Origin of the sequence: Aureimonas sp. D3 (assembly GCF_001463805.1) — a bacterium.
GTDB lineage: Bacteria > Pseudomonadota > Alphaproteobacteria > Rhizobiales > Rhizobiaceae > Aureimonas > Aureimonas ureilytica_A.
This window is the reverse complement of record NZ_BBWM01000064.1, coordinates 40,255-66,377: the sequence shown is the minus strand read 5'-3', so window position 1 is coordinate 66,377 and position 26,123 is coordinate 40,255. Positions and strand designations below refer to the sequence as shown.

Sequence of the window (26,123 nt, the reverse complement as noted above, 5' to 3'; positions counted from 1 at the left end):
CCCCGGATCGCGAGCAGCCGGCCATCGCGAGAGGGCCTATCCATATTGACGGACGTTCCGTACTCGGCTATCGAAATGAGTAATCGATAACCCAAGCGATGATATGACCCGATCCCGTGTTTCCATGCAGGACATAGCGACCCGCCTCGGCGTGTCGGTGAAGACGGTGTCGGGGGCGCTGCACAACCCGTCGATTCGCATGTCGGATGAAACGCGCCACCGCATCCGGGCTTTGGCCAACGAACTCGGCTATGTCCCGAACCTCGTGGCGCGCGGAATGCGGCAGGGAACTTTGCCGATCGTCGGCATGGTGGCGGAAGGCGTCATCACCCAGCCCTTCGCGACCGAGATCGTGCGCAGCTTCGACAATGTGCTGCGCCTCGGCGGCCTGCGCCTCATCGTGTCGAACCTGCGCGGACGGGACGATGTCGAGGCGGAGGTGGCCGAACTCAAGCGGCTCATGCCTCAGCGCATCGTCTATGCCAGCATGTACCATCGCACGGTGACGCTGCCTCCTTCGCTCACCGACACGATCGCGCTGATGGTGAACTGCCGCGAGGCGAGCGACGCCGTGCCGGCTCTCGTGCCGGCCGAGCGCGCGGCGGGGCGCATGGTGACGGCGCATCTCCTGTCGCGCGGGCGGCGTCGGATCGCCTTTCTGAACCTGCCGGGCCTCGTCGCCGCCAGCTTGCGCGAGAGCGGCTTTCGCGACGCACATGGCGAGGCGGGTCTCCAGCCCAACGAGACATGGCTGCGCCCGGCCACCGCCGAGCTCTATTCCGATCGCGCCCCGAGCCTTGTTGGCAGCCACATCGCGGACTGGTTCGCGGGTGCGGGCGAGCGGCCCGACGCGATCCTGTGCGGCAACGACCGCGTGGCGCTCGAAACCTATAACGCGCTGCGCCGCGCCGGGCTCGATGTGCCGGGCGATGTCGCCGTCGCGAGCTTCGACAATCAGGTGGAGATCGCGGCCCGGCTCGACCCGCCGCTGACCACCATGGCGCTGCCCCACCGGGAGATGGGACGGCTTGCCGGAGAGATGCTGTCCGGGCAGCGCGCGCTGCCCGCGACCGTGGAGGAAGTGCCCTTTCGCCTTGTGGAACGCGCCTCGGTCTGAGGCCCAAGCGAAAGCCTGATGGGAGAAAACCGATGCGCATTCATCAAAAGGCTCTTGCCGTCCTGGCAGGTGCCGCTTCGCTCGCGGCGCTGGCGTCAGGCGCGGCTGAGGCTGCCGACCTGAAGATCATGTTCCAGGGCGACCCGTTCGAGATCGCGGCGATCCAGGGTGCGGCCACCCGCTTCGAGGCGGCCCATCCCGGCACCCGGATCGAGCTGATCAACACGCCGCACGACGCCTATAACGAGAAGTTCGGCGCGATGGCCTCGACCGGCAATCTGCCGGATATCATCCAGCTCGACGCGCCCTTCCTCGCCAACTACGTCTGGTCCGGTTATCTCCAGCCCGTGACCGGCCTCGTCGAGCAGGCCCTGATCGACGACATGACGCCCTCCAACGTCTCGCAGGGCACCTACCCGCCGGACAAGGGCCTCTACGCCATCGGCCTCACCGATTCGACCGTGGTTCTCTACGGCAGCCGCAAGCAGCTGGAAGCGGCCAAGATTCGCATTCCGACTTCGGTGGCCGACGCCTGGACGCGCGAGGAGTTCGAGGGCGCGCTGAAGACGCTCTCCGCCTCGTCGAAATGGCCGATCGATCTCTTCCGCGGCTATGGCACCAAGACGGAGTGGATCACCTACGCCTATGAGCCGATCTTGGAATCCATGGGCTGCGATCTCATCGACCGCACGACCTGGAAGTCGGAAGGCACGCTCGACAATCAGGCTTGCGTCGATGCCGCGACCATGATGCAGAGCTGGGTCAAGGCCGGCTGGGTCGTGCCGCAATCGGCGGGCACCAACCAGTTCTATGCCGAAGGCCGCCCCGCTGCGCTCGCTTGGGGCGGGCACTGGGTCTATGCCGAGGCCAAGGCCACGATGGGCGACGATCTCGTCGCGATGCCGCTGCCCAAGTTCGGGCAGAAGAGCGCCAGCCCAAACGGCACCTGGATCTTCGGCATCAACAAGGCATCGGCCGAGCCCAAGCTCGCGGGCGAGTTCGTCAGCTTCATGCTGAAGGACGCCGACTACCGCAAGGCCTACGAAGAGCACACGGGCTTTCCGGGCCTGAAATCCTTCGCCGCCGCCTCGCCGGTCTATGCCGCCGGTGGCCCGATGGCGGTCGCCTTCGCACAGGCGAGCGAAAGCGCCGTGCCGCGCCCGCCGCACCCGGCCTATCCGACCATCACGCTCGCCTTCCAGCAGGCCATGACGGACATTTTCGACGGGGCCGATCCGAAGGACGAGCTGACCAAGGCGGCCAAGAAGATCGACGCCGATATCGAGGACAATGACGGCTACGCCCCGTTCGGCGGCAACTGACGGCATCGAGCATCCATCCGGCGCGCTCAGTGCGCCGGATGGGCTCGCGATCCCCTGATCGCACCGGACGATCCCAAGGCCGAACGCGCCCCGTTCCGCCTGACAATGCTTCGAAACATCAAACAGCTGGCGCGTGCCCAGTGAACCCTCGTTTCACCGGAGGCTCGCCAGCGGGCAGACGATCCCGCCGCCCGGTTCGCCGGCGGGGCGATCCACGGGGAGGAACCATGGCCAACCAGATCACAGCGGCCGGCGCTGCGCCCGGCGGGGCACAGCCCGTCCCCAGACGCCGCAGCCGGCGGGCCAAACGGCGTCTTCAGGAAATCGGCATGTTGGCGCCCGCCTGTCTGCTCGTGGCCGGCTTCCTGCTTCTGCCCTTTCTGTCGTCCTTCGAACTCGCGCTCACCAACCAGCGCCTGATCCCGCGCCCGGTGCCGACGCGCTTCGTCGGCATCGAGAACTTCACGCGCGTTCTGACCGACCCCGATTTCTGGCAGGCGCTCTGGAATGTCGCGCGCTTCACGCTGATGGTGCTGCCGATCCAGTGCGGCCTCGCGCTCGGCCTCGCGCTCCTGATCAACCAGCGCCTGCCCATGCGCAACTTCTTCCGGGGCGTCCTGTTTCTGCCCGCCATCACCTCCATGGCGGTGGTCTGCGTCATCTGGGCGACCTTGTTCCAGTACCCGTCCGGGCCGCTGAACCAGATCCTTTCCTTCGTCACCTTCGGCGCGGTGGAGCCGATCGACTGGCTGGGCGATCCGCGCTGGGCCATGGTCTCGATCGTGCTCCTGTCGGCCTGGCAGGCCTATGGCTTCCAGATGGTGGTGTTTCTGGCTGGTCTCCAGAACATCCCGGAATCGCTCTACGAGGCGGCCCGGCTCGACGGCGCGAATGCCTGGCAGCGCTTCTGGAACGTCACCTGGCCGGGCCTGCGCCAGACCAATATCTTCGTGCTGATCATCACCACGATCCAAGCCTTCAAGCTCTTCGTGCAGGTCAACATCCTGACGCAAGGGGGGCCTCGCGGCTCCACCAACACGGTGGTCCAGTACATGTATTCCGCCGGCTTCGTGGACCAGCGCCTCGGCCTCGCATCGGCCGTCTCGATCATCCTGTTCCTGATCGTCCTCGTCATCTCGCTCGTTCAGCGCGCCATCGTGAAGGACCGGACATGAGCCTCGCGCAGCCAAGCCCCACCCGCCCGGCCACCGCCCCGCGCCGCAGGCCCAAGCGCGCGACGCTTTTCGGCAAGCCGGTGGTGGATCTCGTCAAGCTCGCCTCCGTGATCGTGATCGCGCTGGTCGTGGTCTCGCCGCTGATCCTCCTGGCCGTCGCCAGCCTGAAGCCCGACCGTTTCCAGATTCTGGCCGACATGGGCAGTTTCCGCGCCTTCTGGGTCGCGGACCCGACACTCCAGAACTACCGCGAGGTCGCAACCTTCGACGGGCCGCTGCCCATGGCGCGCTATCTCCTGAACTCGGTGGTGATCCTTGGCCTCACCGTCCTCGGCGGCATCCTCGTCAACTCCATGGCGGCCTTCGTGCTCGCCTGGGGCCGCTTGCCCGGCCGCGCGCTGATCCTCACCCTGATGATCGGCCTCTACATCGTGCCGCAGGAATCCATCGTCCTGCCGCTCCTCAACATCGTCATCAAGATGGGCTTGGCCGATACGTTCACTGCGCAGATCCTGCCCTGGCTCGCGAGCCCGCTCTATATCTTCCTGCTCTACCAGTTCTTCATCCAGATCCCGCGCGAGCTTTACGACGCGGCGGTGATCGATGGGGCATCGCCCTTCCGCATCTATTGGTCGGTCTTCCTGCCGATGAGCGCGCCCGCGCTCGCCACCGTCGCGATCCTGCTCGGGATCGAGACCTGGAACCAGTATCTCTGGCCGCTGATGATCACCCAGTCCAACTGGTCGCGCCCGATCTCGGTCGGCATCGCCAGCTATTTCGGCAGCGATTCCATCTACTGGAATCATGCGATGGCCTCCTCCGTTCTGATGATGGCCCCCGTGCTTCTTTTCTACATCCTGTTCCAGCGCTGGTTCGTGAGTTCGCTGATCAGCTCGGCCGTGAAGGGCTGAGCGTCATGACCCTTCACACCGCCTCCCTCTTCCAAACCGCTCCAGCCGGCGAGTCCGTCATGATGCATTTCACCACAACTGTCCGCGCCGGCGACGTTCTGGACCTCTGGCTGCGGCCCGCGAAGGGCTCGCAGCGCTCGCGGCTTCTCGTCGAACTCGGGGATATCAGGCGCGAGATCGAGGGCGGGGCGAGCGACGACTTCCAGCGTCAGACCTGCCGGCTGGAACAGAGCGGCGAGGCGCGCCTCTCCTTCGACCCGGCGACCACCGAACTCTCGCTCGCCTATGTCTACTCGCCCGCCAGCGTCATGGAGGAGGGCATCCGCCTTCTCTTCACGACCGAGCGCAACCACAACGAGGGCCAGCGCTTCCCGCTTCATCTCCAGCCGCCCTTCGGCTGGATGAACGACCCGAACGGCCTGTTCGAGCGCGATGGCGTCACCCATGCCTTCTTCCAACATTATCCGCATGGAAAGCGCTGGAACACGATGCATTGGGGCCATGCGGTCTCGCGCAATCTGGTGGACTGGGTGCATCTGCCGATCTTTCTCGACCCGCCCGCCCATATGCTGGCCGACGACAGGAAGGTCGGCGGCGCCTTCTCGGGCTCCATCCAGCCGCAGGCGGACGGGAGCGTGTCCGTCTTCTTCACCGATCGCGACGACGACCGCGCGCCGCGCATGGAATGGCAGATGGGCGCATCCTCGCGCGATCTTCTGACCGCCGGCCCGGCCGAGACGCTGCTCACGGACGCGCCGCCCATTGAGGCGTTCGGCCGTGACCTGCGCGATCCCTATGTCTTCCGGGGGCCGGACGGTCTCTGGAAGATGCTGCTCGGCGGCGCGGACGCCAAGGGCGGCCTCGTGCTGCTTTATGAAAGCGAACACGCCGAAGGCATGGCCGACTGGCGCTTCGTGGGTGCGATCCATGCCGAGCCCTCCTCGCCCAGCCTGCCGGTCGAGTGCCCCTGCATGGTGCCGCTGACGGGCGAAGGCGAAGGGCTTTTCGTCCTGATCTTCGGCCTGATCGGCTATCGCGACGGGCCGACGCGCCGACGCAATCTCTCCTTCGCGCTCATCGGCCGCTTCGACGGTCGCAGCTTCGAGCCGATCGCGCGCCAGGAGCTCGATTTCATCGCCGACGCCTATGCGTTCCAGGGCTTCGTTCATGGCGAGCACGGGCCGATGGGCCTCGCCTGGGCCGCGAACTGGACCGACTTCTTCAAGGACCGCGACTTCCCGAGCGCCATGGCCTTTCCGCGCCGCCTCGTCTGGCAGGGCGGCGCGCTTCTCACCCCTCCGGTCGAGACGGTGGCCGAGCTGCGAGGCCCCCTCCTCACCGACAGCCCGTCTGCCCTCGCTGACGGCGTCGCGCTGCCGACGGGCCTTGGCGAGATCCTGATCGAACTCGCCGAGCCCGGCGCGCCCTTCCATCTGGAACTCGACCACCCGACCCATCGCCTCGCCCTCATCGGCGACGGCGCGAGCCTGGAACTCCTGTTCGAGCCGCCGGGCGCGCGCGTCGTGCCGCGCTATGCGACGCCGGTCTCGAACCTGTCGCGGCTGCGCGTCTTCGTGGATGTCGGGCTGGTCGAAATCTATGCCGATGACGGGCGCTGGTGCGGCACCAAGCGCATCGACAGCGACGAGCCGGTGACGGCCGTGCGCCTCGCTCCGGGGACCGCTGCCAGCGCGCGCGTGTTCGCGCTGCGACCGGCGCGGGCGCTGCCGCACCTGGAGACGCAGATGAGCGCAGAGCGCGCCGGGGAGGAATAATCATGGCCGACGTCGCACTGCGCAACGTGCGCAAATCCTATAGTGGCGTGGAAACGGTCCACGGCATCGACCTCGACATCCAGCACGGCGAGTTCTGCGTCTTCGTCGGCCCGTCCGGCTGCGGAAAATCGACGCTTCTGCGCATGATCGCGGGACTGGAGTCGATCACCAAGGGCGAGTTGTCGATCGACGGAGAGGTGGTGAACGATGTGGATGCCGCCGACCGGGGCGTCGCCATGGTGTTCCAGAACTACGCGCTCTACCCGCATATGAGCGTGCGCGAGAATATGAGCTTCAGCCTGCGCATGGCGGGCCGCAACAAGGCGGAGATCGCCGCGCGCGTGAACGAGGCCGCCCGCATCCTCCAGCTCGACGCGCTGATGGACCGCAAGCCCTCACAGCTTTCGGGCGGTCAGCGCCAGCGCGTGGCCATCGGCCGGGCCATCGTGCGCGATCCCAAGGTCTTCCTGTTCGACGAGCCGCTGTCCAATCTCGACGCCGAGCTTCGCGTGCAGATGCGCGTCGAGATCGCCAAGCTGCATCAGGCGCTCGGCAACACGATGATCTATGTCACGCACGACCAGACCGAGGCGATGACGCTCGCCGACAAGATCGTGGTCCTGCGCGCGGGGCAGATCGAGCAGGTCGGCACGCCGCTGGAGCTTTACGAGAACCCATCCAACCTCTTCGTCGCCGGCTTCATCGGAAGCCCAAAGATGAACTTCCTCAAGGGCCGCCTCACCAGGTCCGACCGTCCCCTCCTGGAATGCGGCGGCGCCTTCCTGCCCATGCCGGCCTGGCTCGCGCAAAGTTCGCAGAGCGGCGGCGAGATCGTGCTGGGCATTCGGCCGGAGCATTTCGACCGCTCACCGGAGGCTGCGGTCCATCTTATGATCGTCGTGGATGTCGTGGAAAATCTCGGCGGCACGAGCTTCGTCTATGGCCGCACCTCCACCGGTGAGGCAGTCGTGGTCGAGAAGCGCGAAGGGCCGGCGCCCCGCGCGGGTGATCGCCTCGAGGTCGGCTTCCAACTGGACGACGCGCGCTTCTTCCATCCCGAAGGCGCGCGTCTGCGCTCGGATCAGCCCAACTGACGGCACCAGCCGGCGCATCTCGCCTGAAAGCCGGATCGGCTTTCAGGCCCGCCTCTCGCGCGAAGGCAAGGCGGCGAAACTTGAGCGGATCGAGCGGATACGCTTTCCCGGCGGATCATGCAGTCAGAGCGGTCGGCCAGAGCCCGTCCCGCCGCAGCGCTTTCGCTCCGGTTTCCAGGCCGTAGCCCGTTCACCAGAACAGCACGAAGCGCTCCCTGTCCGGCACGGGCGTGCCGGGCCGAGAGCGCTCGTCATCGCGTCGGACGAGAAACGCTCAGCGCTGGGCTTGGGGCGCGGAGCAGCCGGGGGCGTAGGTCAGGACGGGCCAGCGATTGCCGCGCATGGCCTGCTGCCGAATCCAGCCCGAGAAATTCGAAACCGAGGCCTTGCACCAGTTTCCATCGGACGCGGTGGTGCATTGATCGATCACGACGCAGGTTCCGGCGGGAATCGTCGCGACGACAGGCGCATCCGGGCGCGCTTCGGCGCGCGCGTTGAGCTGCACCAGAACGGAGGCGCGCGCCTTCTCGTCGCTGCCGCTCGGCATCGGCGTCTGGCGCGCTTCGGCCGGGGCGCAGCTGGCCGTATAGCCGTAGAAGACGCAGGTATTGGGATTGGACGCGACGGCTGCCGCCGTCGTCGCCGTTCCCGGCGCGAGGCGCTCCAGCACCAGCGTGCCACCTTTGGCCAAGGAGCCGCTCACGCGGATCTGGTTGCCGCCGAGGCGCGCCAGAACGGCCCCGTCCGCGCCGATCAGGCCCAGTTGACTGTCGACGATCTTCCAGTTGGCGAGATCCGCCAGCGCGCCGGCGCAATGGCTGGCTTGCACCTGATGCCCCGCCGCGTTGGAAGCGGCCTCGAGCGTCACCCGGCAGGCCCCGTCCTTGGATAGCGCTGGATCGAGCGTCTGCCATTCGCCCGCAAACGCGCGAACGAAGTCCGACTCGCTCTGGGCCCAGGCCGGACCGGCCAGCATCATGGCCCCTACAAGGATCGTCGCGGCTGATGTCTTGCGCATCGTGGTCCTTTGAAAAGCGCTTTGGGTCCGAGAGGCTGCCCGCCATCAGGGAGCCTTGCCGGCAAATGGTCGAAGAGAGCGCGCGCGAATGGCGCGGCGGGGTCAGGAACCGACGCTGAGCCGGCTGCGCGAGACCTCGCGCTCGCCATCCATCAGCACCAGATCGACCGTCAGATGATCGCCCGCGCCGATCGACAGGCCGACCGAGGCGACCGTGGCATCCTGCCCGGCGGCGAGATCCAGCGCACCGCCCTGCGTGGTGGAGGTCCGGCCCGACGCTCCGCCTTTTTCGATCGTCATGCGCGCATCGACATGCCCGGCGGTGACGCCCAGCGCATGGCCGGTGAGACGCACCATGCCCGCGCCGCCCTCGACCGCGATCGAGGCAATCGCGACAGGCGCATCCTGCGCGTGAAGAGGGCTAGCCATCAGAAGACAGCCGACCAGACAGGACGCAGCCGACAAACGCATGGACGCCCCTCACATCTTGCTCTGCGTGATGGTGACGCTGGCGCCGTTCGACTGCACGGTGACGGGCGTCGAGGTGCCGTTGCTGACCCCATTGGCGATCAACGCCGCGCTCGTGTTCGCGCCGGTGACGGAAAGACTGTTGTTCAACCCATTGCCGATCTGGTTGATCTGTCCGCTGGCATTGCTGCCGGTGACGGAGAGATCGGCGAAATTCCCGTTGCCCTTCTGCAGGATCGCCGCTTGGCTCGCGCCCGCGCCCAGAATGGCCTTGGCTTCGTTGTTGCCGCCGAGCTGGCCGACCAGCGCCTGACCATTGCCTGATACGTTGACCGTCGCCCGGTTGCCGGTCCCGTTCAAGGGAGATTGCTGGAGCAGCCCGACGAAACCATTCGAGCCGGAAAGGGTCACAATGGCGCTGTTGTTCGAGCCGTCCTGCACAGCCGGCAGCTCGGCCTTTGAGGTTGCGCGCAGCACATCCATCTGCCGGGAGCCGGACGTGATCAGGGACCCGTTCGACGTTCCCAGCGCCCCTGCATCGAGCTGCCCCGTCAAGGACAGGCTGTCCAAAGTATTGCTGATCGAAAGGCCGCCAACCTTACTATCCGATGCTTGCGACTGATCCACCGTCAGCGTATTGCCGCCGCCCTCCTGCAGGATCGACAGGATGTTCGAGTCGGCCATCGCCTGCGCTGCGGGGAGGATCGCCGCGAGAGAAGCGATCGCCAGCGTCCTGCAGATCAGAGAAGGCATACTTATCTCCCTTAGCGACATGTCGCGGCGACGTGGTTCTTACCAAGATCTTTGCGTGATCGCGATCATATTCCCATTCCCGGTCTGAGAAAAGGACGCCAGATTGTTTTGTCCTGTTTGACTGATTGTCGCCCAGTTGGCATCACCCGAAATGGACGTTTTCATCACGTTGCTGGAGCCACGCTGGACGGCCGCCAGCAAATTGTCTGATCCGGTGATGGAAACATCCATCACGTTGGAGTTTCCGCTTTGGGTCAGCGTTCCCCATGGCAGATCGGCGATCAATGTTGCTTGGCCGCGACCCGTGCCGTTGCGATGGCCGTTGACGCGCACGTTGATCGTGTTGGCCTCGCCCTCCGAAGAGATCCGGGTCTGGGACAGAGTGAGGCGGTTGTCATCGCCCGTCAGCAAGGCATCGATCCGGTTGGCGGCGCTCGGATCGGCTGCGATCGTCAGGACGTTGCCGGAGCCAGCCAGAGCGGGCGACGCGAGCAGAAGAGAAACGACGGTCGCTGCAAGAAGGCGCATGGAACTCTCCACTTGAATGTGTTGAGTTGCAGCTTGGCCGCCGGATATTTCCAGTTTCTGTTTATTTAGACTTGTCTGCTATTGTTGCCGAACGGTCAGGTAATTCAGATCACCGAATTGTCTAAAAATTGTAACTTGATTGGCGCCCGTCTGGCTCGTATTCGCTGTGTTGGCCGTGCCTTTGACCGTGCCGGACACGATGTTCCGAGTGCCGGTCTGGCGCATCAGCGCGACATTCTCATCGCCCGTGATGTCGAGGGATGCGACATGGCCGATGCCCTCCTGCACGATCGACCTCACCAGCGCATCGCCCCTGGTGGGCAAGCGCCCCGCGCGCGGCTCGGGCCGCAGATTGTCCGAACCCTCGATGCGCAGATCGATGCGATGGCCGGAGCCGGTCTGTGAGGTCGCCAGAAGGTTGCGGTCGCCGCCGATCTCCATATCCAGGCGATTGCCCGCCCCGGACTGCTTGAGATCGGCGAGATTGTTGTCGCCGATCTGCTGAAGATGCGCCGTGTTGCCGGCGCGGGTGCTGTCTCCGGTCGAGCGGATCACACTGCTGGCCTGCGTGATGTCGAGCTGGTTTCCATCGCCATCCTGCGACAGGGCGAACTCGTTTCCGTCTCCGGTCATCAGCCCATAGGCGGCATTGTCGGAGCCGCGCTGCGCGGAGGAGAAATAGTTGCCGTCGGCGCGGCCGATCCCTTCGGCGCCGATGGTCAGCGACAGGGCGTTCCCGTCGCCATATTGTTCGAGCGACGATGCAAAAGCGCCCGCCACCGTTTCTTGCGCGCTGAGCGCGCGGTAGCCGCCCGTGCCCTCGCCGCCATTGTCGTCGCCGACGATCGACGCGGTGATCACGTTGCCGCGCCCCGCTCCCACACCGCCGAGGCCCGCCTGAACCGTCTGGTCGATGAAGTTTCCCGAGCCGTCCACACGCAGGCTCACGCGGTTGGACACGCCGTCCTGCTCCGCATTGCCGAGCGTATTGCTCTGCCCGGTCAGCCGGATGCTGGAGAGGTTATTCTCGCCGATCTGCTTGCTGATGCGAAGACTGTTGGCGAGTCCCTCCTGCGTCAGCGTCAGGCTGTTGCCGGTGCCGGCTTGGCGCAACTGGCCGACCTCCTGCCGCTCGCCGGTCTGTGACACGTCGATGGTATTGGGCGCGACATTGATTGCCGTCGGCCTATAGGTCTGGGAAATCTCACGGATCACATGCCGCGCAACACCCGTCGATTCCCCCCGGTCGCTGCTGAGGGGAAGATACTCGCCGCCGGTCTGGCGGATGGTCGCCCGGTTGGCGCTGCCGTCAGCGGGCATCAGACCGCTGCGCGATGGCGCGTTCTGTTCGATCGCGCCGATCTGGCTTCCCTCCGCATCGCGTCGGGAGCGTTGGATAATGTCGAGCCCATTGTTGTCGCCGCGCTGGAACAGGCCGGTCGCCGTGCCCATGAGACCCGTGAGCCCGCCAGGCTGGCCGATCATGTTCCTGCGGCCGATGCCGCTATCGGCGCCAACCTGAAGAATGGTGACGGTGTTACGATCGCCCAACTGGTTGAGCTGCAAGGTGTCGCTGTTTCCGCCGACCAGATGGCCGCTGCCGGTCTGAGTGATGGTGACGGTGTTGGTATCGCCCGTCTGGCCGAGAAAGACCTCGTTGGATGCCGTGCCCGTTTCGCTCGCGGCGCTCTGCGCCAGAGACGGATGGGTGGAGACGAGCGTTGCCACAAGGCCGACGCTTCCCAACAAGACCAGATGACGGCTCATGCGCATGCCCCTCAAACGGGAAAAAACCGGCCGCGATCGCTCGCGGCCGGTCGGTCTGGTATCTTACAGGGCGGGACGAGCAACCGTACCCTGGACAACGCCAAGGCTGTTGCCGTTGCCGTTCTGCACGAAGGTCGCCACGTTGCCGCCGCTCACCTGAGCGACGAAAGCCGTGTTGCGGTTGCCGCCGATCGAGCCGTCGATCTGGTTGCCGTTGCCATACTGAACGGTCTGGAAGGCGTTGTAGCTGCCCGTGACGTTCAGATCGACCTTGTTCCTGCTGCCTTCCTGGTAGACGATGCCCTTGACGGGGCTCAGGCCGAGAGAGTTCGCCGCGAACTCGGCCGGCGTACCGCTGAAGCTTGCGGAGTTGGCATCGGAGTTGTTGTAGCTTCCCGTCAGCATTGCGGTGACGCGGTTGCCGGTGCCGTTCTGAATCGTAGCGAGAAGGTTCGAGTCGCCACCCTTGATGGTGATGGTCGAAGCGTTGCCCGAGCCGCCAAACTGGAGGGCGGCCACAGTGTTGCGATCCGCGCCGTCCGTGGCGTTGATCGTTGCGGTATGGTCGTCGCCAGTCTGGGTAACGCCGACCTTGTTGTATGAACTGCCGTCGAGATTCACGACGGCGATGCTCTGACCGTCCTGGTAGGAATAGACACCGTTGGAGTTGGCGTTATCGAGCGTCAGCGTCAGCTTGCTGTCCTTGAACTGCGTTGCCTCCAGCGTGTTGTAGGAACTGTTCTTGCCCTCGACCGTCGCGGTGCTGGTCAGAGCCGAACCACCGAAGTTCTGGTTGATATACAGCTGGTTCTCACGCCCACCCGACAGCTGAACCTGGGTATCGTTGGCGCCATCCTGGCGAAGATCCACGTTGTTCCGGTCGCTGCCGTACAAGCCGATATAAGCCTTGTCGCCCGTTCCGTTGACACCCTGATCGATGCGAACGACGTTGTTGTTGCTGGCAAGACCCTTGTCTCCAGAAGTAACGTAAGCGTCGCCGCCCCGGCCGTACTGAAGAACCGTCGTTTCGTTCGCGTTGCCGACCGCCTTGATGTTGGCTTTATTACCGGTACCGGTCTGGGTTACGATATCGGTATTGTTCTTTCCGATCTGATATTCGAAGATGTTGTTTCCGGTACCGGACTGGTCGATGGTCGAGGTGTTGCCGGCACCCTTCTGCTCGATCAGCGAAACCTTATTCTTGGTGCCGTTCTGAGTCACGCTCGAACGGTTCTCGTTGCCGTATTCGCTCTTGCGCTGCAGAACGTCGAGAACCTTGTTCTCGCCCGAACCCTGCTGGATGATGGTCAGCCGGTTGCGGGTTTCGTTGCCGCCCAACGTGCCTTCCTGGATGACCTGACCGACTTCGTTCGAGTTGGACGATTGGATGACGCCGAGTGCGTTGCGGGCGCCATACTGCTCCACACCCCGGCCCGACACGCCGACGAGGTTCTTATTGCCCGACTGGTCGATCGAGATGTTGCTGTCGCGACCATTCTGCAGCATGTAATTGGCTTCGCTACCAGCCTGGTTGTTGCCGCCCTGCTGGGTGATGAACGCGCCATTGTTCTGGACGGTCGCGCCGCTGCCGACCGCATCGCCCTGGAACACGAAAGTCCGATTGTTGTCGCCGGCCAGCGCCGCGCCGGTCAGGAACGTCAGCGCCGTGGCCGCGAGAAGCGTCGTCTTGAAAACGGTCATGTGTCACCCTTTGGTATGCGTCTCGCGGGCCGCACGGGCTTCACGCAAGATCTAAGCTTCCCTCCGGCGGATCGAACGATCGCGCCAGCCTGCATGGCAATCGCCCACAATCGGACGTTGCAAATTCTTGATGGGTGGACGCTTCGGCCAAGCTTGTCCGTGGCGCGTTCGATGCGCGCATCCAGACAAGTTGCTCCTCTGCGACTAACCCTCCCTGTGACAACCACTCGTCTGGCTTCGGCGGCACCGATCCGGCGAAAACCGGGAACGGGACCGTCGCGCGATCGTCCAATCCGCAACCTGGGGGAGCATCCTGAACTTAGCGGGTCGTCTTAACAATTCATTTACGATAACATAGCCGCTTACGTCAATGCATAAGGGATCACGCAGCGCGACAACGAAATCATAACGTTAACAGTGGCCCTAAAGCCATGACCTTGCGTCATCCTGATCATTAAAATGCAACCTGAATCGAGATGGCGCGACAAAGCTTCCCGCGACTGGAAACCCCGGCACAGCGGGCTTTTCAGGAACCGGGTTCCTTCGAATTTTCTTCAAAACGAGGTGGCGGTCGATTCCGGCAAATTGTCGGCGCGCCTGTCGCCCCCGCGCCGAATCACCCAATCGAGGCGTGTGTTCGATGGGGGAAGCGCAGGAACGCCGGCGTCAGCTTGCCGGTGAACGGAGATACGCTGAATCGCCCCGAGGGCTCGGCGCTGGCCGAACCCTTGTCGCCTTCCTTGAAGTGGATCAGGCAAGCACGTATGAGTTCTTCAGGGAGCGAGGCCCCCATGCGGGCGGTCGTCTGCCCGCGCCGCTCGCTGCAGCACCGACCGGCCAAAGCAAAACCGCGCCGAAACCCCTTGTGGATTTCGACGCGGCGGAAGAACGGGCCGATGAGGCACTGACGGGCGAGGCGCGGCGAGACCGCCCGCTTCGGCTGGACGAACTTAAAGGCTGGCGACGCTCTTCGTGTCCGTCGACGGGATGGCCCCCAGCGAGGGTTCGTTCGGTGTGGGAGCCGGCGGGAGTTGTGGCGGCTGGTTCTGATCGGTCGGAACGGGGCCGACGCCTGGAACCTGTCGGATGCCGGTCTGCCCTGCGGGCTGGGGCGCAGCGCGCGACACGGGCCGCGTCGTGCTGGTGACCGCGCCGGGCGACAGGGTGCGGACGGTGACCTGCGGGGGCTTGGAGGGCACGGTCGGGGTTATCTTCGCGGCGTTCTCGGTTGCGGGACGGGGCGGTGGCGGGGCCGTCGGGTCGAGATAGTCGCCATATTTGGACGCGCGGTAAGCCGCGACCGCCTCAGCGCCGGCCTGCGGGTTCGCGAAGGACCAGATCTTGAGTTCCGACCCTTCCACGATCAGCGACAGAACCGCTTGCTCGATGGCGGATTGGACGGCGATCTGCTTGGGCTCGTTATAGGTCACGCCTGCTTCGGCTTCCAGAAGGCTATCCAACTTGACGTAGCGGAAGGTGCCGCCTGTCAAGGAATAGGACACGACCGCCTTGCGGCTGGTCACGCTGGCCAGGACTTCGCCGGTCTTGGTGGACACCGCGCGCAGGGTCACGGTCACGACATCGTTGATATATTTGGCGTCGCCGCCGATCCCCAAGAGACGCGCGCCGGCGCCGCCTGTCGTGATGTTGGTGTCGTAACCGATAATGCCACCTTCGATGATGATGCCGGCATGAAGCAGAGGCGGCAGGGCCGAAGGGTCCACCGCCGTCTCGTTCTTGTAGATGCGGCGCATCTCGGTGACGATCTGGCGCTCGCGCAGGAGGTTTTCCAGCGCCTTGCGCTCCAAGACGGTGAACCAGCGGCGCTCGCCGGCATCCTGCATGGCCTTGATGAGAATCGCCGCGCCGCCTTGCGTGACCGCCCGCGAGAGCGACTGAACGTTGTCGCGCTCCTTGAACTGGCCTGTCAGGTCTTCCATGTCGTAGACGGCGACCACGGTCTTCTCGCGCGGCGGCGGCAGGCTGCGCAGGAGGTCGCCTTGCTTGGTCACCGGGGCCACGATGGGCGCAGGGTCCAGCTTGGACTCGTTTGTGACGCAGCCCGACAGCGTAACCGCAGACGCACCCAGAAGAAACGCACGCGAAGCGAGCGCCAAGCGGAAACGCATGGCCATCAGAAGATTCCTACAAAGCCGACTGAACGCGTGGCTTAATTGATGCCGAGCGGCGTGAGAGCCGATTGGTTCAAGAGCGATGAGACACTGGACCGCGACGACGTGCCCGTGCCTGTTCCCGTCGATGACGTGCCGGTTGACGATGTCCCCGTCGAAGCCGTCGTCGTGGGAGAGGACGTCACGAGCTGCGGAACCACGATGTCCGTAACGGTGCCGTCCGTCGAATTCTCGATGCGAAGACGAATGGACGTCAAAGTGCGCTCGAAGGTCACCTTCGTATCGCCGAACTGAACCGTGCCATTGTCCTGCGGATTCTGGCCGAAGATCGCGTCCGTCACCTGGCTGGCGAGGGCCGAAAGGAGGCGCCCCTGAAGTTGGCGCACGAAGAGATCGGCATCCGAGTCTCTTGAATTGGTCAGCCCGGACCCGGTCGTGCTCGAGGTATCGACCGGCTTCTTGTAATCGCTCGCCGTCGCGTTCTTCTGCGCGCCAGCAATTGATAAGAGATGCGAAGAATTCAACGGATTGCCGCCGAAGGAAGGATTGATCGGCGTGTAAACCAAATCTCCCGCCAAAGCCGGCCCAAGACAGAGGCAGGTTACGGAAAGCAAAACGAAAGATTTTAAATACAGGTGGGGCATAGCTTTCCCTTCCGGAAACGCCGCGAGATTAGACATCCCAGTGTGACCGTCGCAAGATCATGCAACAGAAACCTTGCGGAAACATGCCCGGTGCGACTTTGAGGCCACGGTTCCCTTGGCTTCTCTTTTCGGTGTTCTAAAGTCAAGCTTTCCCAAACCTATCCGCGCACCATTTCACCGCCGATGCTTTCGGGTTTCACCCGTTTTCGGCCTAGACTTTCGATGATCGCCGCACCGGGATCGCAGAAGAGACTTGCGTCGTCATGGGGTTCGGTTGCGCGCACCGCCCCTCATGGCCCTGCGATGAGCCGGGGCTCGGTCCCTGCGTTCGAGTGACAGACTCTGGCAGCCAGGCCTTACCTGGGCCCGACAAGACCGTTGGGCACGCGAGCCAAGGAAGGGATCCATACCATTCAGGCACTATTCGATTGCTATGGATACTAACTCAGCAAACTATGGGAACTCTCAAAGCCGGTATCCACGCCCCGCCTCATCAAAGGGCGGAGCGATCATGTCGCACCACCGCCGCTCACCAAATTCTCGCGATATCTTCTCAATATCTACATGATGTAAATATGAGGAAATATATTCATTTATTCATCATATAAGTTGTTTTGGCCTACAAAGGGCAATGAAACCGATCCTGCTGCAATCGGGTTCCATCATTTTTGCTCGACCTTGAAAACGCATATGCCCAGCCAAGTTAGGCACGGGGTCGGTCGCACTTATGGATCGGGTCGGGCAGAGAAGATGACGCGCGCCACTTTACCTCAAATTGTCCATGACATCAGGCAGCCGAGATTGCGGCGATTGCCGATGGATGCGCTCGGGCGCTGTCCGGCGGCAGGTCCCATACGGCTGTGCTCACCCTCCCTGCCCTGCATGTGCCCCAGGCGCGCCCGAGTATGACGGCGAAGGATTGGTATCGTCCTACGCCTCGGTGCATCGACCCATTGCGGTCTCTCCGGGCGCTGGCGCTTCTGGCGCCCTTGGTGCTCCTGTCGGGCTGCGGCTCCGGCATCAGCTTTCTCGACCCCTATGGACCCGTGGCCGCCACGCAGCGCGACCTCTTCTTTGAGGTCACGCTCTGGATGATGGTGGTGGTTCTGCCGGCACTGTTCCTCGTGCCTTTTGTGGCCTGGCGCTACCGGCGCAAGGCGACGCGCTCGGCCTACAAGGCGGACTGGCAGTTTTCCTGGGGCCTCGAGATCGCAGTCTGGGTCATTCCGATCGCGATCGTGGTGATGCTGTCCGGGCTGATTGCCGGCAAGGCGCGCTCGCTTGACCCTTACGCTCCGATTTCTTCCAGCCAGCAGCCGCTGGACGTTCAGGTGATCGGCCTCGATTACAAATGGCTCTTCATCTACCCCGAACAGAAGATCGCGAGCCTCGGCGTGATGGCGCTGCCGGTAGGCCGGCCGGTGCGCTTCCACCTGACGAGCGATACGGTGATGCAGTCCTTCGCCATTCCGGCCCTCGGCAGCCAGATCTACGCCATGGCCGGCATGGTGACGCAGTTGAATCTTCTGGCTGACCGGCCGGGTGTGCTTCTGGGGCAGAACACCCAGTTCAACGGCTTCGGCTTCCAGGCGCAGAAATTCGACGCGCTCGCCCTGCCCCCGGCCGATTTCGACCGCTGGGTGACAAGCGCGCGAGAAGCCGGCCGTACGCTGGATCAGGGCGCCTACGCCATTGTCTCGCAGAAGGGCGAACTCAAGGACCTGCGCTCGCGCTTCCCCTTCGACCCGGCCAAGGGGCTTCTCTTCTCGGACCTCGATCCGAACCTCTTCTCTAGCACCGTCGCGCGCTATCGGCCCGAGGCCGCCCATCGCCACGAAAACAACGACGACAAGGGACATGCTCATGCCGGCCCATGACGGATGGTGGGGCTTCGTATTCGGGCGTCTGTCCTATGACGCCTTGCCCTTCTACAGCGCGATCGCCACGACGGCCGCCTCCCTGGTTGTGATCGGCGCGCTCGCGGTAGCGGGTCTCGTGACCTGGACCGGGCGCTGGGGCTGGCTCTGGCGCGAATGGCTGACCAGCCTCGACCACAAGAAGATCGGCATCATGTATGTCGTCCTGTCGCTGGTCATGCTCTCGCGCGGCGTGATCGAAGGCGCGATGATGCGCGCGCAGCAGGCCATCGCGCTCGACAATCCCGGCTATCTCCCGCCGGAGCATTTCGCGCAGCTCTTCTCCACCCATGGCTCGATCATGGTCTTCTTCATGGCGATGCCCTTTCTCACGGGCATCATCAATTTCGCGCTGCCGCTTCAGATCGGTGCGCGCGACGTGTCGTTTCCGCTGCTGAACTCGATCTCCTTCTGGCTGACGGCGGGCGGCGCGGGCCTCATCATGATCTCGCTGGTGATCGGCAAGTTCTCGACCGGCGGCTGGACCGGCTATCCGCCCTATACGGACATCACCTACAGCCCCGGCGTCGGGCCGGACTACTGGATCTTCGCCATCACGCTCGGCTCCATCGCCTCGACCATGACGGGCATCAATGTCGCGGTGACGATCTACAAGAAGCGCTGCGGCGGCATGACGCTGTTCCGGATGCCGCTCTTCTGCTGGACCTCGCTCTGCACGGCGATCCTGATGATCTTCGCCATGCCGCCGCTGACGGTCGCCACCGGCCTGCTCGCGCTCGACCGGTATGCCGGGATGCATTTCTTCACCAACGATGGTGGAGGAAACATGATGAACTTCGCCAACCTGTTCTGGCTGTTCGGTCATCCCGAAGTCTATATCCTGATCCTGCCCGCCTTCGGCGTGTATTCGCAGGTCATCTCCAACTTCTCGTCCAAGGTTCTCTATGGCTACGATTCGCTAATCGTCGCCACCATGTGCATCGCCGTCCTGTCCTTCACGGTCTGGGTGCATCACTTCTTCACCATGGGCCAGAGCGCCGATCTCAACGCCATTTTCGGCATCGCCACAATGACGATCGGCATTCCGACCGGCGTGAAGATCTACGACTGGATACTCACCATGTTTCGGGGCCGGGTGCGGTTTTCCGTGCCCATGCTCTACTCCCTCGCCTTCATGGTTCTCTTCACCATCGGCGGCCTGACAGGCATTCTCCTCGCCAACCCCGCGATCGACTATCAGGTGCACAACTCGGTTTTCCTGGTCGCGCATTTCCACAACATGCTGATCCCCGGCGTGCTCTACGGCATGATCGCGGCCTATACCTACTGGTTCCCCAAGGCCTTCGGCTTCCAGCTGGACGAATGGTGGGGGCGTGTCTCCTGCGGCTGTTGGGTCACGGGCTTCTGCCTTGCCTTCCTGCCACTCTATCCGCTGGGGCTTATGGGTATGCCCAGGCGCTCGCAGGAGTTCTTCGAGCCCGCCTATCTGCCCTTCACCATCGTCGCCGGCATCGGCGCCCTGTTTCTCCTGGCGGCCTTGGCGAGCCTCTTTATCCAGCTCGTCGTCTCTGTTCGTCGCCGCGCGGAACTCGCCGTGCCGGCGGGCGATCCCTGGAACGGCCGCACGCTGGAATGGGGCATCCCCTGCCCCGCGCCCGAATATAATTTCGCGGTCCTGCCGATCGTCGATGCGCGCGACGCCTTCCACGCCGCCAAGAAGGACGGCACGGCCTATCCTGCGCACCGCTTCTATTCGCCGATCGAACTGCCGAAGAATTCGGGCGTCGGCGTGGTGTTCGGGCTGGCGCTGGCCGCGGCCAGTTTCGGCCTGATCTGGTGGATGTGGTGGCTGGTGGTGGCGGGCGGCCTTGTGGCGCTGGGCGCGCTCGTCGCGCGCTCCTTCAACCTTGATACGATGCGCGTCATCCCGGCCGAGGAAATCCGGCGGCAGGACGAAGCCTTCCTGGCGCTCGTCCATCGCACGCCGCAGGTCTCGCGCGATGACGAAGCCACAGCAACCAATATGGGCCTCGCGGAGCCAGCCGGCGTATGAGTTCCTCCCTCAACCGGCATCCCGGCATCAATCTCGGCGCGACCGATCCCAAGACCCATATCGACGCGGAAGAAACCGTGTTCGGCTTCTGGGTCTTCCTGATGAGCGATCTCGTCCTGTTCGCTCTTCTGTTTGCCACCTATGCCACCATGCTCGGCGGGACGGATGGCGGCCCCGGCCCGCACGATATTTTCGAGATCGGTGGCGCGGCGCTGGAAACCGGCGTTCTGCTGCTTTCCAGCCTCACCTTCGGCATGGCCTCGATCGCCATGAAATATGGCGAGTCCCGCCAGCGCCTGATGCTCTGGCTGGGCGTGACGCTGCTGCTCGGGCTGGTCTTTCTGGGGCTGGAACTCAAGGACTTCGCGCAATGGGCGGCGCAAGGCGCCGTTCCCTCGCGCAGCGGCTGGCTGTCCGCCCTCACCGCGCTTCTGGGAACGCACGGCCTGCATGTGGCGGCGGGCTGCCTCTGGATCGTGGTGATGATGATTCAGGTCCAGGTCTTCGGCCTGCGCAGCGAGGTCAAGCTGCGCATCATCCGGCTGGCCCTGTTCTGGCACCTTCTCGACATCGTCTGGATCGGCATTTTCTCGGTCGTGTATCTGGGAGGGCTCGCATGAGCGCGACACAAGACGAGACGCGGGCCGAGAAGGCGCGCGAGCTTCGCTCCTATATCACCGGCTTCGCCGCCGCCATGGTGCTCACCGCGATCCCTTTCTTGTCTGTGGCGACGGGCTGGGCCTCATTCGACACGGTGGTGCGCGTCATCGGCGTCTGCGCCTTGGTGCAGGTCGTCGTTCATTTCCGCTTCTTCCTCCATATTGGCTGGAACCGCTCGACGCGGGACGATCTGCAACTGATCCTCTTCACGACGCTGATCATCCTCCTGATGGCGGGCGGGACGATCTGGGTGCTGGCCAATCTCCATCACCGCATGATGTAAGCGCGCCAAGGCGCGCGGGAGTTCTCAGGCCCCCACATCTCATGTGCGGGGGCTTGCGCCGGGGCGCGCGGCGGTTTCAAAGGGAGCATCCAGACTGGGAGGTCCCCCGATGCCGAACGTTCCGCTCATCGACACGCATGTCCATCTCTACGATCCGGCGCGGCTCGACTATCCCTGGCTGGCCTCCGTGCCGGCCATTCAGGGCGCGTTTCTCATGCCCGAGTTCGACCGGGCGCGCGGCGCCATCGCGGTCGAGGGAATCGTCTTTGCGGAAGTGGACGCAGCACCCGGCCGGGAGTTGGACGAGGCGCGCTTCGTCGATGAACTGGCCGAGGCGGACAACCGCATTCGCGGCATCATCGCCTCCGCGCCGGTGGAGCGGGGCGCGGCCGTGGCCGAGGATCTGGAGCGTCTTGCCGCGATCGGCCGGGTCAAGGCCGTACGCCGGTTGATCCAGGGCCATGCCGACCCCGCCTATTGCCTGACGCCGGCTTTCGTGGAGGGCGTGCGCGAGGTCGGCAAGGCGGGCTTCGCCTTCGACATCTGCATCTACCATCATCAGCTCGCCAGCGCGACCGAGCTGGTGCGCCGCTGCCCCGACATGCAGTTCGTGCTCGACCATATCGCCAAGCCGCCGATCGCGGCGGGCGGGCGCGAGCCCTGGGCAAGTGAGATGCGCGCCTTGGCCGAGCTTCCCAATATCACCGTGAAGATCAGCGGCGTCGTGACCGAGGCCGATCATGCCAACTGGCGGCCGGACGACATCCGCCCCTATGTCGACCACACGATCGAATGCTTCGGCTTCGAGCGCGTGATGTTCGGCAGCGACTGGCCGGTGGTCAATCTCGCCTCCAGCTATCAGGCTTGGGTGGAGATGCTGGACGGGTTCCTCGCCGGCGTCTCCGACACGGACCTCCGCCGCTTCTACCGCGAGAACGCGCTCAAGACCTACGCGCTCGCGAACGCCTGAGTCTGTCCAGCGAAAGACAAGAGCAAGGAGCGTTTGGGGCGGGCCTAAAGCTCGGCCGAAACGCTCCGGCCGCGAGCCAGCCAAGGACTCGCGGCCCGCTTGGGGCGACGAACATGGATCGTATGGCCCGGCAGGGGCGTTGATGTGAGCCTGCCCGGCTGCCCCTTCTTTCCTGAGGGGCAAAGCCGCCGCAGGAGCCGGCTGGGTTGAAACCGGCCCATCCGAAAGCGATCCCCCTTTGTCAGACCCCGCCTCCAGCGCGCCGACGCAGCCCTCCGGCACCCTGTCCGAAACCGAGAAGACATCCGTGAAGGTGCTAGGCTCGGGCTCCGCCAAGGTGGTGCACGAGGTCGTGCGCCTGCGAGGCGAGGAAGAACTGGACCGCCCGCTCCGCTCGCTTCTCCTGTCGGGCTTCGCGGCTGGCACCGCGATCAGCGCCTCGGTGCTGACGGAGGCCTTCCTGCACCAACGCCTGCCCGACGCGCCCTGGCGCGAGCTCATCGTCTCGCTGGGCTACACGGTCGGCTTCGTCATCGTCATCCTCGGCAAGCTCCAGCTGTTCACCGAAAGCACGGTGACGGCCGTCCTGCCTGTCGCCACACGCCCGAGCGTGCGTAATCTGGCGCGGCTCCTGCGCCTTTGGGCGGCCGTCTTCACCGCCAATATGGCCGGCACGCTGCTCGTCGCCGCGCTGATCGCGCACCGCGTCATCATCGGACCCAAAACGCTCGGCGCGGCGTTGGACATATCCCGCAGTCTTCTCACGCATGGGCCGGGAGAGACCGTGCTCTTCGCCATGCCCGCCGGCTTCCTGATCGCTTCGGTCGCCTGGATTCTGCCCAACGCGAAGGGCAGCGAGTTCTGGGTGATCGCGCTGATCACCTATGTCATCGCGCTCGGCGGCTTCAGCCATGTCGTCGCCGGCTCCGTCGAAGCCTGGCTCCTGTTTCTTGTCGGCGAAACCGACCTTACGGGTGCCCTGACCCAGCTCATCCTGCCGGCGCTTCTCGGCAATCTGATCGGCGGCACCGGCCTGTTCGCGGTGGTGGCGCATGGGCAGGTGCGCGCCGAGATCGAAACGGGGGCGTAGTCGCCCTCAGGTGCGCTCCGCCCCTGCGTCCCAGAGCGCTTCATGCACCTGATGAAAGCGCAGGAGCGCGTCGCGATCGTCCTGCCGCGCTTCGACGCGCTCGGCCAAGCGCCGCGCCATGGCGCGGACCGGCTCGCGCGCATGGGGCAGCGCGTCGGCGAGCGCCTTGAACGTCTTGGTCAGGCGCAGCGACACCTCGACCTCGACCACGCCTTCGCGCAGGATCGGATCGAAGGCATCGCGCAGGAAATCCTCCATCACCGGCCGCGCGACATGAACGCTCGGCGCATCGCGCAGCGCCTCCGCGTCCGGCTCCTCGGCGGGTAGATGAAGCAAGACGCGCAGAAGCGCGTTCGACACCTCGATGGCCGTTCCAGGATCGTTGGTGGCGGGAGCCAGCGCCCGGCTCGCCACTTCCGACAGGGCGATGAGACCCAGACGCGGGTCATGGTCGAAGGTGCGGTGGCGATCGATCGTGAACGCGTCGAGCAGGGCCGCGACATCGGCCTCGTCCACTTTGCCCTCCACATGGAGCACCGGCCGCCCGGGATGGGCCAGTGTGCCCGGCAGCGCCTCGACATGGAGGACGAGCCCGCGCTCGGTGGACAGCCGGCCGAGCGTCGAGATATCCACGTGGTGAACATAGCCCGTGCGCTTGTGATGGAGCGCGCGCGCCTCGGGCGGCACGGGCACGGCGGGGCGGCCGCCGAGATGCGGCGCTTCGGCAAAGCGCGCCATGGCGCTGGCGGCGGCATCCTCCAGCCGGTCGATCACGTCGGACATGCGCCCGAACGTGGTGATATGCGAAATCCAGCGCAGCAGCGTCAGCACCACGACGAGGATCATCATCAGCGTGCCGGCGAACAGAACGAAGCGCCCTTGGCTGCCGTAGATGCCCGCTTGAAGCCCGATAATGCCGACCACCGAGAAGACGAAGGCGCCCAGAAAGGTCGAGAGGGCGTTCTGCGAGGTCGGGTCCTCGCGCAGCAGCTGCGTGGCGCGGGGCGTCGCGAGCTGGGTCGCCGAGCCATAGGCCGTGACCATGGCGGTCAGCGAAAAGGTGGTGACCGCCAGCATGCTGGAGGCCAGGATTTCGAGGATCGTTCCGACCGCGTCCTGCCCGACATCGGCGGGAAACTGATAGGGAAAATAGCGCCCGACGAGACCCGACACCGCCGCCGTCACGATGCCCGCGGCGCTGATCACGGCCGCTCGAAACCAGATCTGGCGGCGCAACCGTTGCAGAACCCAGGACCAACGTCGCATCGCATTCCCCCTTCGCTCGTCCCGTCCCAATTGGATCAAGGCGGGGCAAAGCAAAGGGAGGCGCGAGATAGCGAGGGAAGAGCGAAGCGGTTCAGTCCGTCTAGGGGAGCGCCTGAATCGGAGCAGAGAACAGAATCTTGGGTCGCAGGGCTGTCAAGGGATTTGGTTTTAGCTCGAGGAGCGGAGCACAACCCTATGCAGCGCAGGGCCAAGCATCGGCAACGACGCCATGGAGCCGAACCGCCGACAGACCGACCCCGCGAGGTTCTGTGAGACGCTCCAAGACTTCCTCACGAGATGGACTGCGGAGGCGACCCGAGATCGGCGGCAGAGGGCGAAGCGTTGACCGGCCCATGATCGAAGGAGTTCGCCCCTCCGACTTTTATGCCAGGAGACGGCATGATAGCCGTCGCCTTCTGGCTCCGACAGCGGTCTCACCCGCCGAAGAACTCCACGTCCGCGCGCAGCCGCTCCGGCCCTTCGCCAAGGCCCAGCAGCACGGCGGCGAGAATGCGCGCTTTGACGCCGGCCAAGTCACCGGCGAAGATCCCGCCATTGCGCGCCACGTCCTTGCCCGCGCCATTGCCGTAGATCGGCTTCACGCGCCCCTCCGGGCAGCGCGAGCACATGATGACCGGCACGCCGCTCTGCACGATCTCGCCGATCGCGTCCGTCACGACGGGCCTGCAATTGCCGCGCCCGAAGCCTTCGATGACGAGCGCCTTCGTGCCGCCGGCCACCAGCGCGCGGAGCAGCCGGTCGCCCGTGCCGAGCCCGAGCTTCACCAGATCGACCTCGCTTTCGAGCCTTGCGGGCATGGGATAGGTGCGGCGGATCAAGGGGCGGCGGTGGACGATCACGTCCGTTCCGTCCACATCGCCGAGCTTGCCATGCTCGCCGGAACGGAACGTGTCGGTGCGCGAGGTGTGGGTCTTCGTGACATCGCGCGCGGCGTGGAACTCGTCGTCGAAGCAGATCATCGCGCCGAGCCCCCGCGCCTGTGGCGCGGCCGCGAGGCGCACGGCGTTGGCGATGTTGCGCGGGCCGTCCGTATCGGGCGCGTCGGCGCTCTTCTGCGCGCCGGTGAAGACCACGGGCTTGTCGCCGGGCACGAGAAGATCGGCCAGAAAGGCGCTTTCCTCCATCGTATCCGTGCCATGGGTGACGACGACGCCGTCGCAATCGGGCCGCGCCACATGCTCGGCGATGCGCCGCACTAGGGAGAGAGCGAGTGGGAGGTCGATGGCGGACGATCCGACGCGGCAGAAATCGTCCACCGCGAGGTCTATCCCCTCCAGCGGATCGTGAAGGCTGGCGCGCAGGTCCGCGCCCGTCATCTCGGCCACGACATCCGCCCGCGCCCCGCCCGGCCGCGAGGCGATGGTGCCGCCGGTGGTGATGAGTTGGATGCGCGCCATGCCCTGCCCTTTCGCCCTGTCGAAGCAGCGTGAGGGATAGGGTCAAACGCCCGCCGCGTCCATGCGCGGCGGGCTGGTTTCGATTGGCCTCGGTCAAGACC

The 26,123-nt window shown here is 64.7% G+C and carries 22 protein-coding genes; 12 read left to right on the top strand and 10 right to left on the bottom strand.

Features of this window, described 5'->3' with window-relative positions; genetic code table 11:
- Nucleotides 1-103 precede the first annotated feature (103 nt).
- The 6 genes from AUL36_RS19885 (at nt 104) to AUL36_RS19860 (ending at nt 7,394) form a co-directional block, all read left to right on the top strand.
- Nucleotides 104-1,117 carry a LacI family DNA-binding transcriptional regulator gene (locus tag AUL36_RS19885; RefSeq protein ID WP_062223564.1) on the top strand — a complete coding sequence of 338 codons (1,014 nt, stop codon included), beginning with the start codon at nt 104-106 and terminating at the stop codon, nt 1,115-1,117.
- Nucleotides 1,118-1,149: 32 nt separating this feature from the next.
- Entirely contained in the window at nt 1,150-2,439 is a 1,290-nt protein-coding gene (locus AUL36_RS19880) for an ABC transporter substrate-binding protein (RefSeq protein WP_156418499.1), read from the top strand.
- 227 nt (nt 2,440-2,666) lie between these two features.
- Nucleotides 2,667-3,614 carry a carbohydrate ABC transporter permease gene (locus tag AUL36_RS19875; RefSeq protein ID WP_062223562.1) on the top strand — a complete coding sequence of 316 codons (948 nt, stop codon included), beginning with the start codon at nt 2,667-2,669 and terminating at the stop codon, nt 3,612-3,614.
- A complete protein-coding gene (locus tag AUL36_RS19870) occupies nt 3,611-4,525 on the top strand; it encodes a carbohydrate ABC transporter permease (protein ID WP_082655960.1) in 915 nt (304 codons plus the stop codon). The genes AUL36_RS19875 and AUL36_RS19870 overlap by 4 nt, the downstream gene beginning before the upstream one ends.
- Before the next feature lie 5 nt (nt 4,526-4,530).
- The gene (locus AUL36_RS19865) at nt 4,531-6,300 is read left to right on the top strand and encodes a GH32 C-terminal domain-containing protein (RefSeq protein WP_062223560.1); all 1,770 of its coding nucleotides are present in this window, start codon (nt 4,531-4,533) and stop codon (nt 6,298-6,300) included.
- 2 nt (nt 6,301-6,302) lie between these two features.
- A complete protein-coding gene (locus AUL36_RS19860; protein ID WP_062223558.1) occupies nt 6,303-7,394 on the top strand; it encodes an ABC transporter ATP-binding protein in 1,092 nt (363 codons plus the stop codon).
- 274 nt (nt 7,395-7,668) lie between these two features.
- Here AUL36_RS19860 and AUL36_RS19855 read toward each other — a convergent pair whose 3' ends face one another.
- The 8 genes from AUL36_RS19855 to AUL36_RS19820 all read right to left on the bottom strand — a co-directional run bounded on the left by AUL36_RS19855 (nt 7,669) and on the right by AUL36_RS19820 (nt 16,441).
- Complete coding sequence (locus AUL36_RS19855) at nt 7,669-8,412, bottom strand: SH3 domain-containing protein (RefSeq protein ID WP_062223556.1); 744 nt, start codon at nt 8,410-8,412, stop codon at nt 7,669-7,671.
- Between the two features lie 102 nt (nt 8,413-8,514).
- Nucleotides 8,515-8,841, bottom strand: coding sequence for a curli-like amyloid fiber formation chaperone CsgH (gene csgH / locus AUL36_RS19850; protein ID WP_153003634.1), 327 nt, complete (start codon nt 8,839-8,841; stop codon nt 8,515-8,517).
- A 51-nt stretch (nt 8,842-8,892) separates the two neighbouring features.
- Nucleotides 8,893-9,633 (bottom strand): hypothetical protein, encoded by a 741-nt coding sequence (locus AUL36_RS19845; protein WP_062223555.1) that lies wholly within the window; start codon nt 9,631-9,633, stop codon nt 8,893-8,895.
- Between the two features lie 39 nt (nt 9,634-9,672).
- Entirely contained in the window at nt 9,673-10,161 is a 489-nt protein-coding gene (locus tag AUL36_RS19840) for a hypothetical protein (protein ID WP_062223553.1), read from the bottom strand.
- Between the two features lie 78 nt (nt 10,162-10,239).
- A complete protein-coding gene (locus tag AUL36_RS19835; RefSeq protein ID WP_192843874.1) occupies nt 10,240-11,928 on the bottom strand; it encodes a hypothetical protein in 1,689 nt (562 codons plus the stop codon).
- A 63-nt stretch (nt 11,929-11,991) separates the two neighbouring features.
- A complete protein-coding gene (locus AUL36_RS19830) occupies nt 11,992-13,629 on the bottom strand; it encodes a hypothetical protein (RefSeq protein WP_062223549.1) in 1,638 nt (545 codons plus the stop codon).
- Nucleotides 13,630-14,579: 950 nt separating this feature from the next.
- Entirely contained in the window at nt 14,580-15,764 is a 1,185-nt protein-coding gene (locus tag AUL36_RS19825; protein ID WP_062223546.1) for a CsgG/HfaB family protein, read from the bottom strand.
- 35 nt (nt 15,765-15,799) lie between these two features.
- Nucleotides 15,800-16,441, bottom strand: coding sequence for a curli assembly protein CsgF (locus tag AUL36_RS19820; protein WP_202814770.1), 642 nt, complete (start codon nt 16,439-16,441; stop codon nt 15,800-15,802).
- A gap of 917 nt (nt 16,442-17,358) precedes the next feature.
- Between AUL36_RS19820 and AUL36_RS19815 the strand changes: the two genes are divergently transcribed.
- The 6 genes from AUL36_RS19815 (at nt 17,359) to AUL36_RS19790 (ending at nt 23,338) form a co-directional block, all read left to right on the top strand.
- On the top strand, nt 17,359-18,282 hold the full coding sequence (locus tag AUL36_RS19815; protein WP_192843873.1) for a ubiquinol oxidase subunit II: 924 nt from the start codon (nt 17,359-17,361) through the stop codon (nt 18,280-18,282).
- A complete protein-coding gene (locus AUL36_RS19810; protein WP_082655958.1) occupies nt 18,263-20,335 on the top strand; it encodes a cbb3-type cytochrome c oxidase subunit I in 2,073 nt (690 codons plus the stop codon). Before AUL36_RS19815 ends, AUL36_RS19810 begins: the two co-directional genes overlap by 20 nt.
- On the top strand, nt 20,332-20,955 hold the full coding sequence (locus AUL36_RS19805) for a cytochrome c oxidase subunit 3 (RefSeq protein ID WP_062223544.1): 624 nt from the start codon (nt 20,332-20,334) through the stop codon (nt 20,953-20,955). Before AUL36_RS19810 ends, AUL36_RS19805 begins: the two co-directional genes overlap by 4 nt.
- Nucleotides 20,952-21,278 carry a cytochrome o ubiquinol oxidase subunit IV gene (gene cyoD, locus AUL36_RS19800; protein ID WP_062223542.1) on the top strand — a complete coding sequence of 109 codons (327 nt, stop codon included), beginning with the start codon at nt 20,952-20,954 and terminating at the stop codon, nt 21,276-21,278. The genes AUL36_RS19805 and cyoD overlap by 4 nt, the downstream gene beginning before the upstream one ends.
- Nucleotides 21,279-21,387: 109 nt before the next feature.
- The gene (locus AUL36_RS19795; protein ID WP_062223539.1) at nt 21,388-22,248 is read left to right on the top strand and encodes an amidohydrolase family protein; all 861 of its coding nucleotides are present in this window, start codon (nt 21,388-21,390) and stop codon (nt 22,246-22,248) included.
- 238 nt (nt 22,249-22,486) lie between these two features.
- Entirely contained in the window at nt 22,487-23,338 is an 852-nt protein-coding gene (locus AUL36_RS19790; RefSeq protein WP_244497180.1) for a formate/nitrite transporter family protein, read from the top strand.
- A gap of 6 nt (nt 23,339-23,344) precedes the next feature.
- Here AUL36_RS19790 and AUL36_RS19785 read toward each other — a convergent pair whose 3' ends face one another.
- Nucleotides 23,345-24,604: a DUF2254 domain-containing protein gene (locus AUL36_RS19785; RefSeq protein ID WP_082655957.1), complete on the bottom strand. Its 1,260-nt coding sequence runs from the start codon at nt 24,602-24,604 to the stop codon at nt 23,345-23,347.
- A gap of 434 nt (nt 24,605-25,038) precedes the next feature.
- Nucleotides 25,039-26,022: an asparaginase gene (locus AUL36_RS19780; RefSeq protein WP_062223537.1), complete on the bottom strand. Its 984-nt coding sequence runs from the start codon at nt 26,020-26,022 to the stop codon at nt 25,039-25,041.
- Between the last annotated feature and the right edge of the window lie 101 nt (nt 26,023-26,123).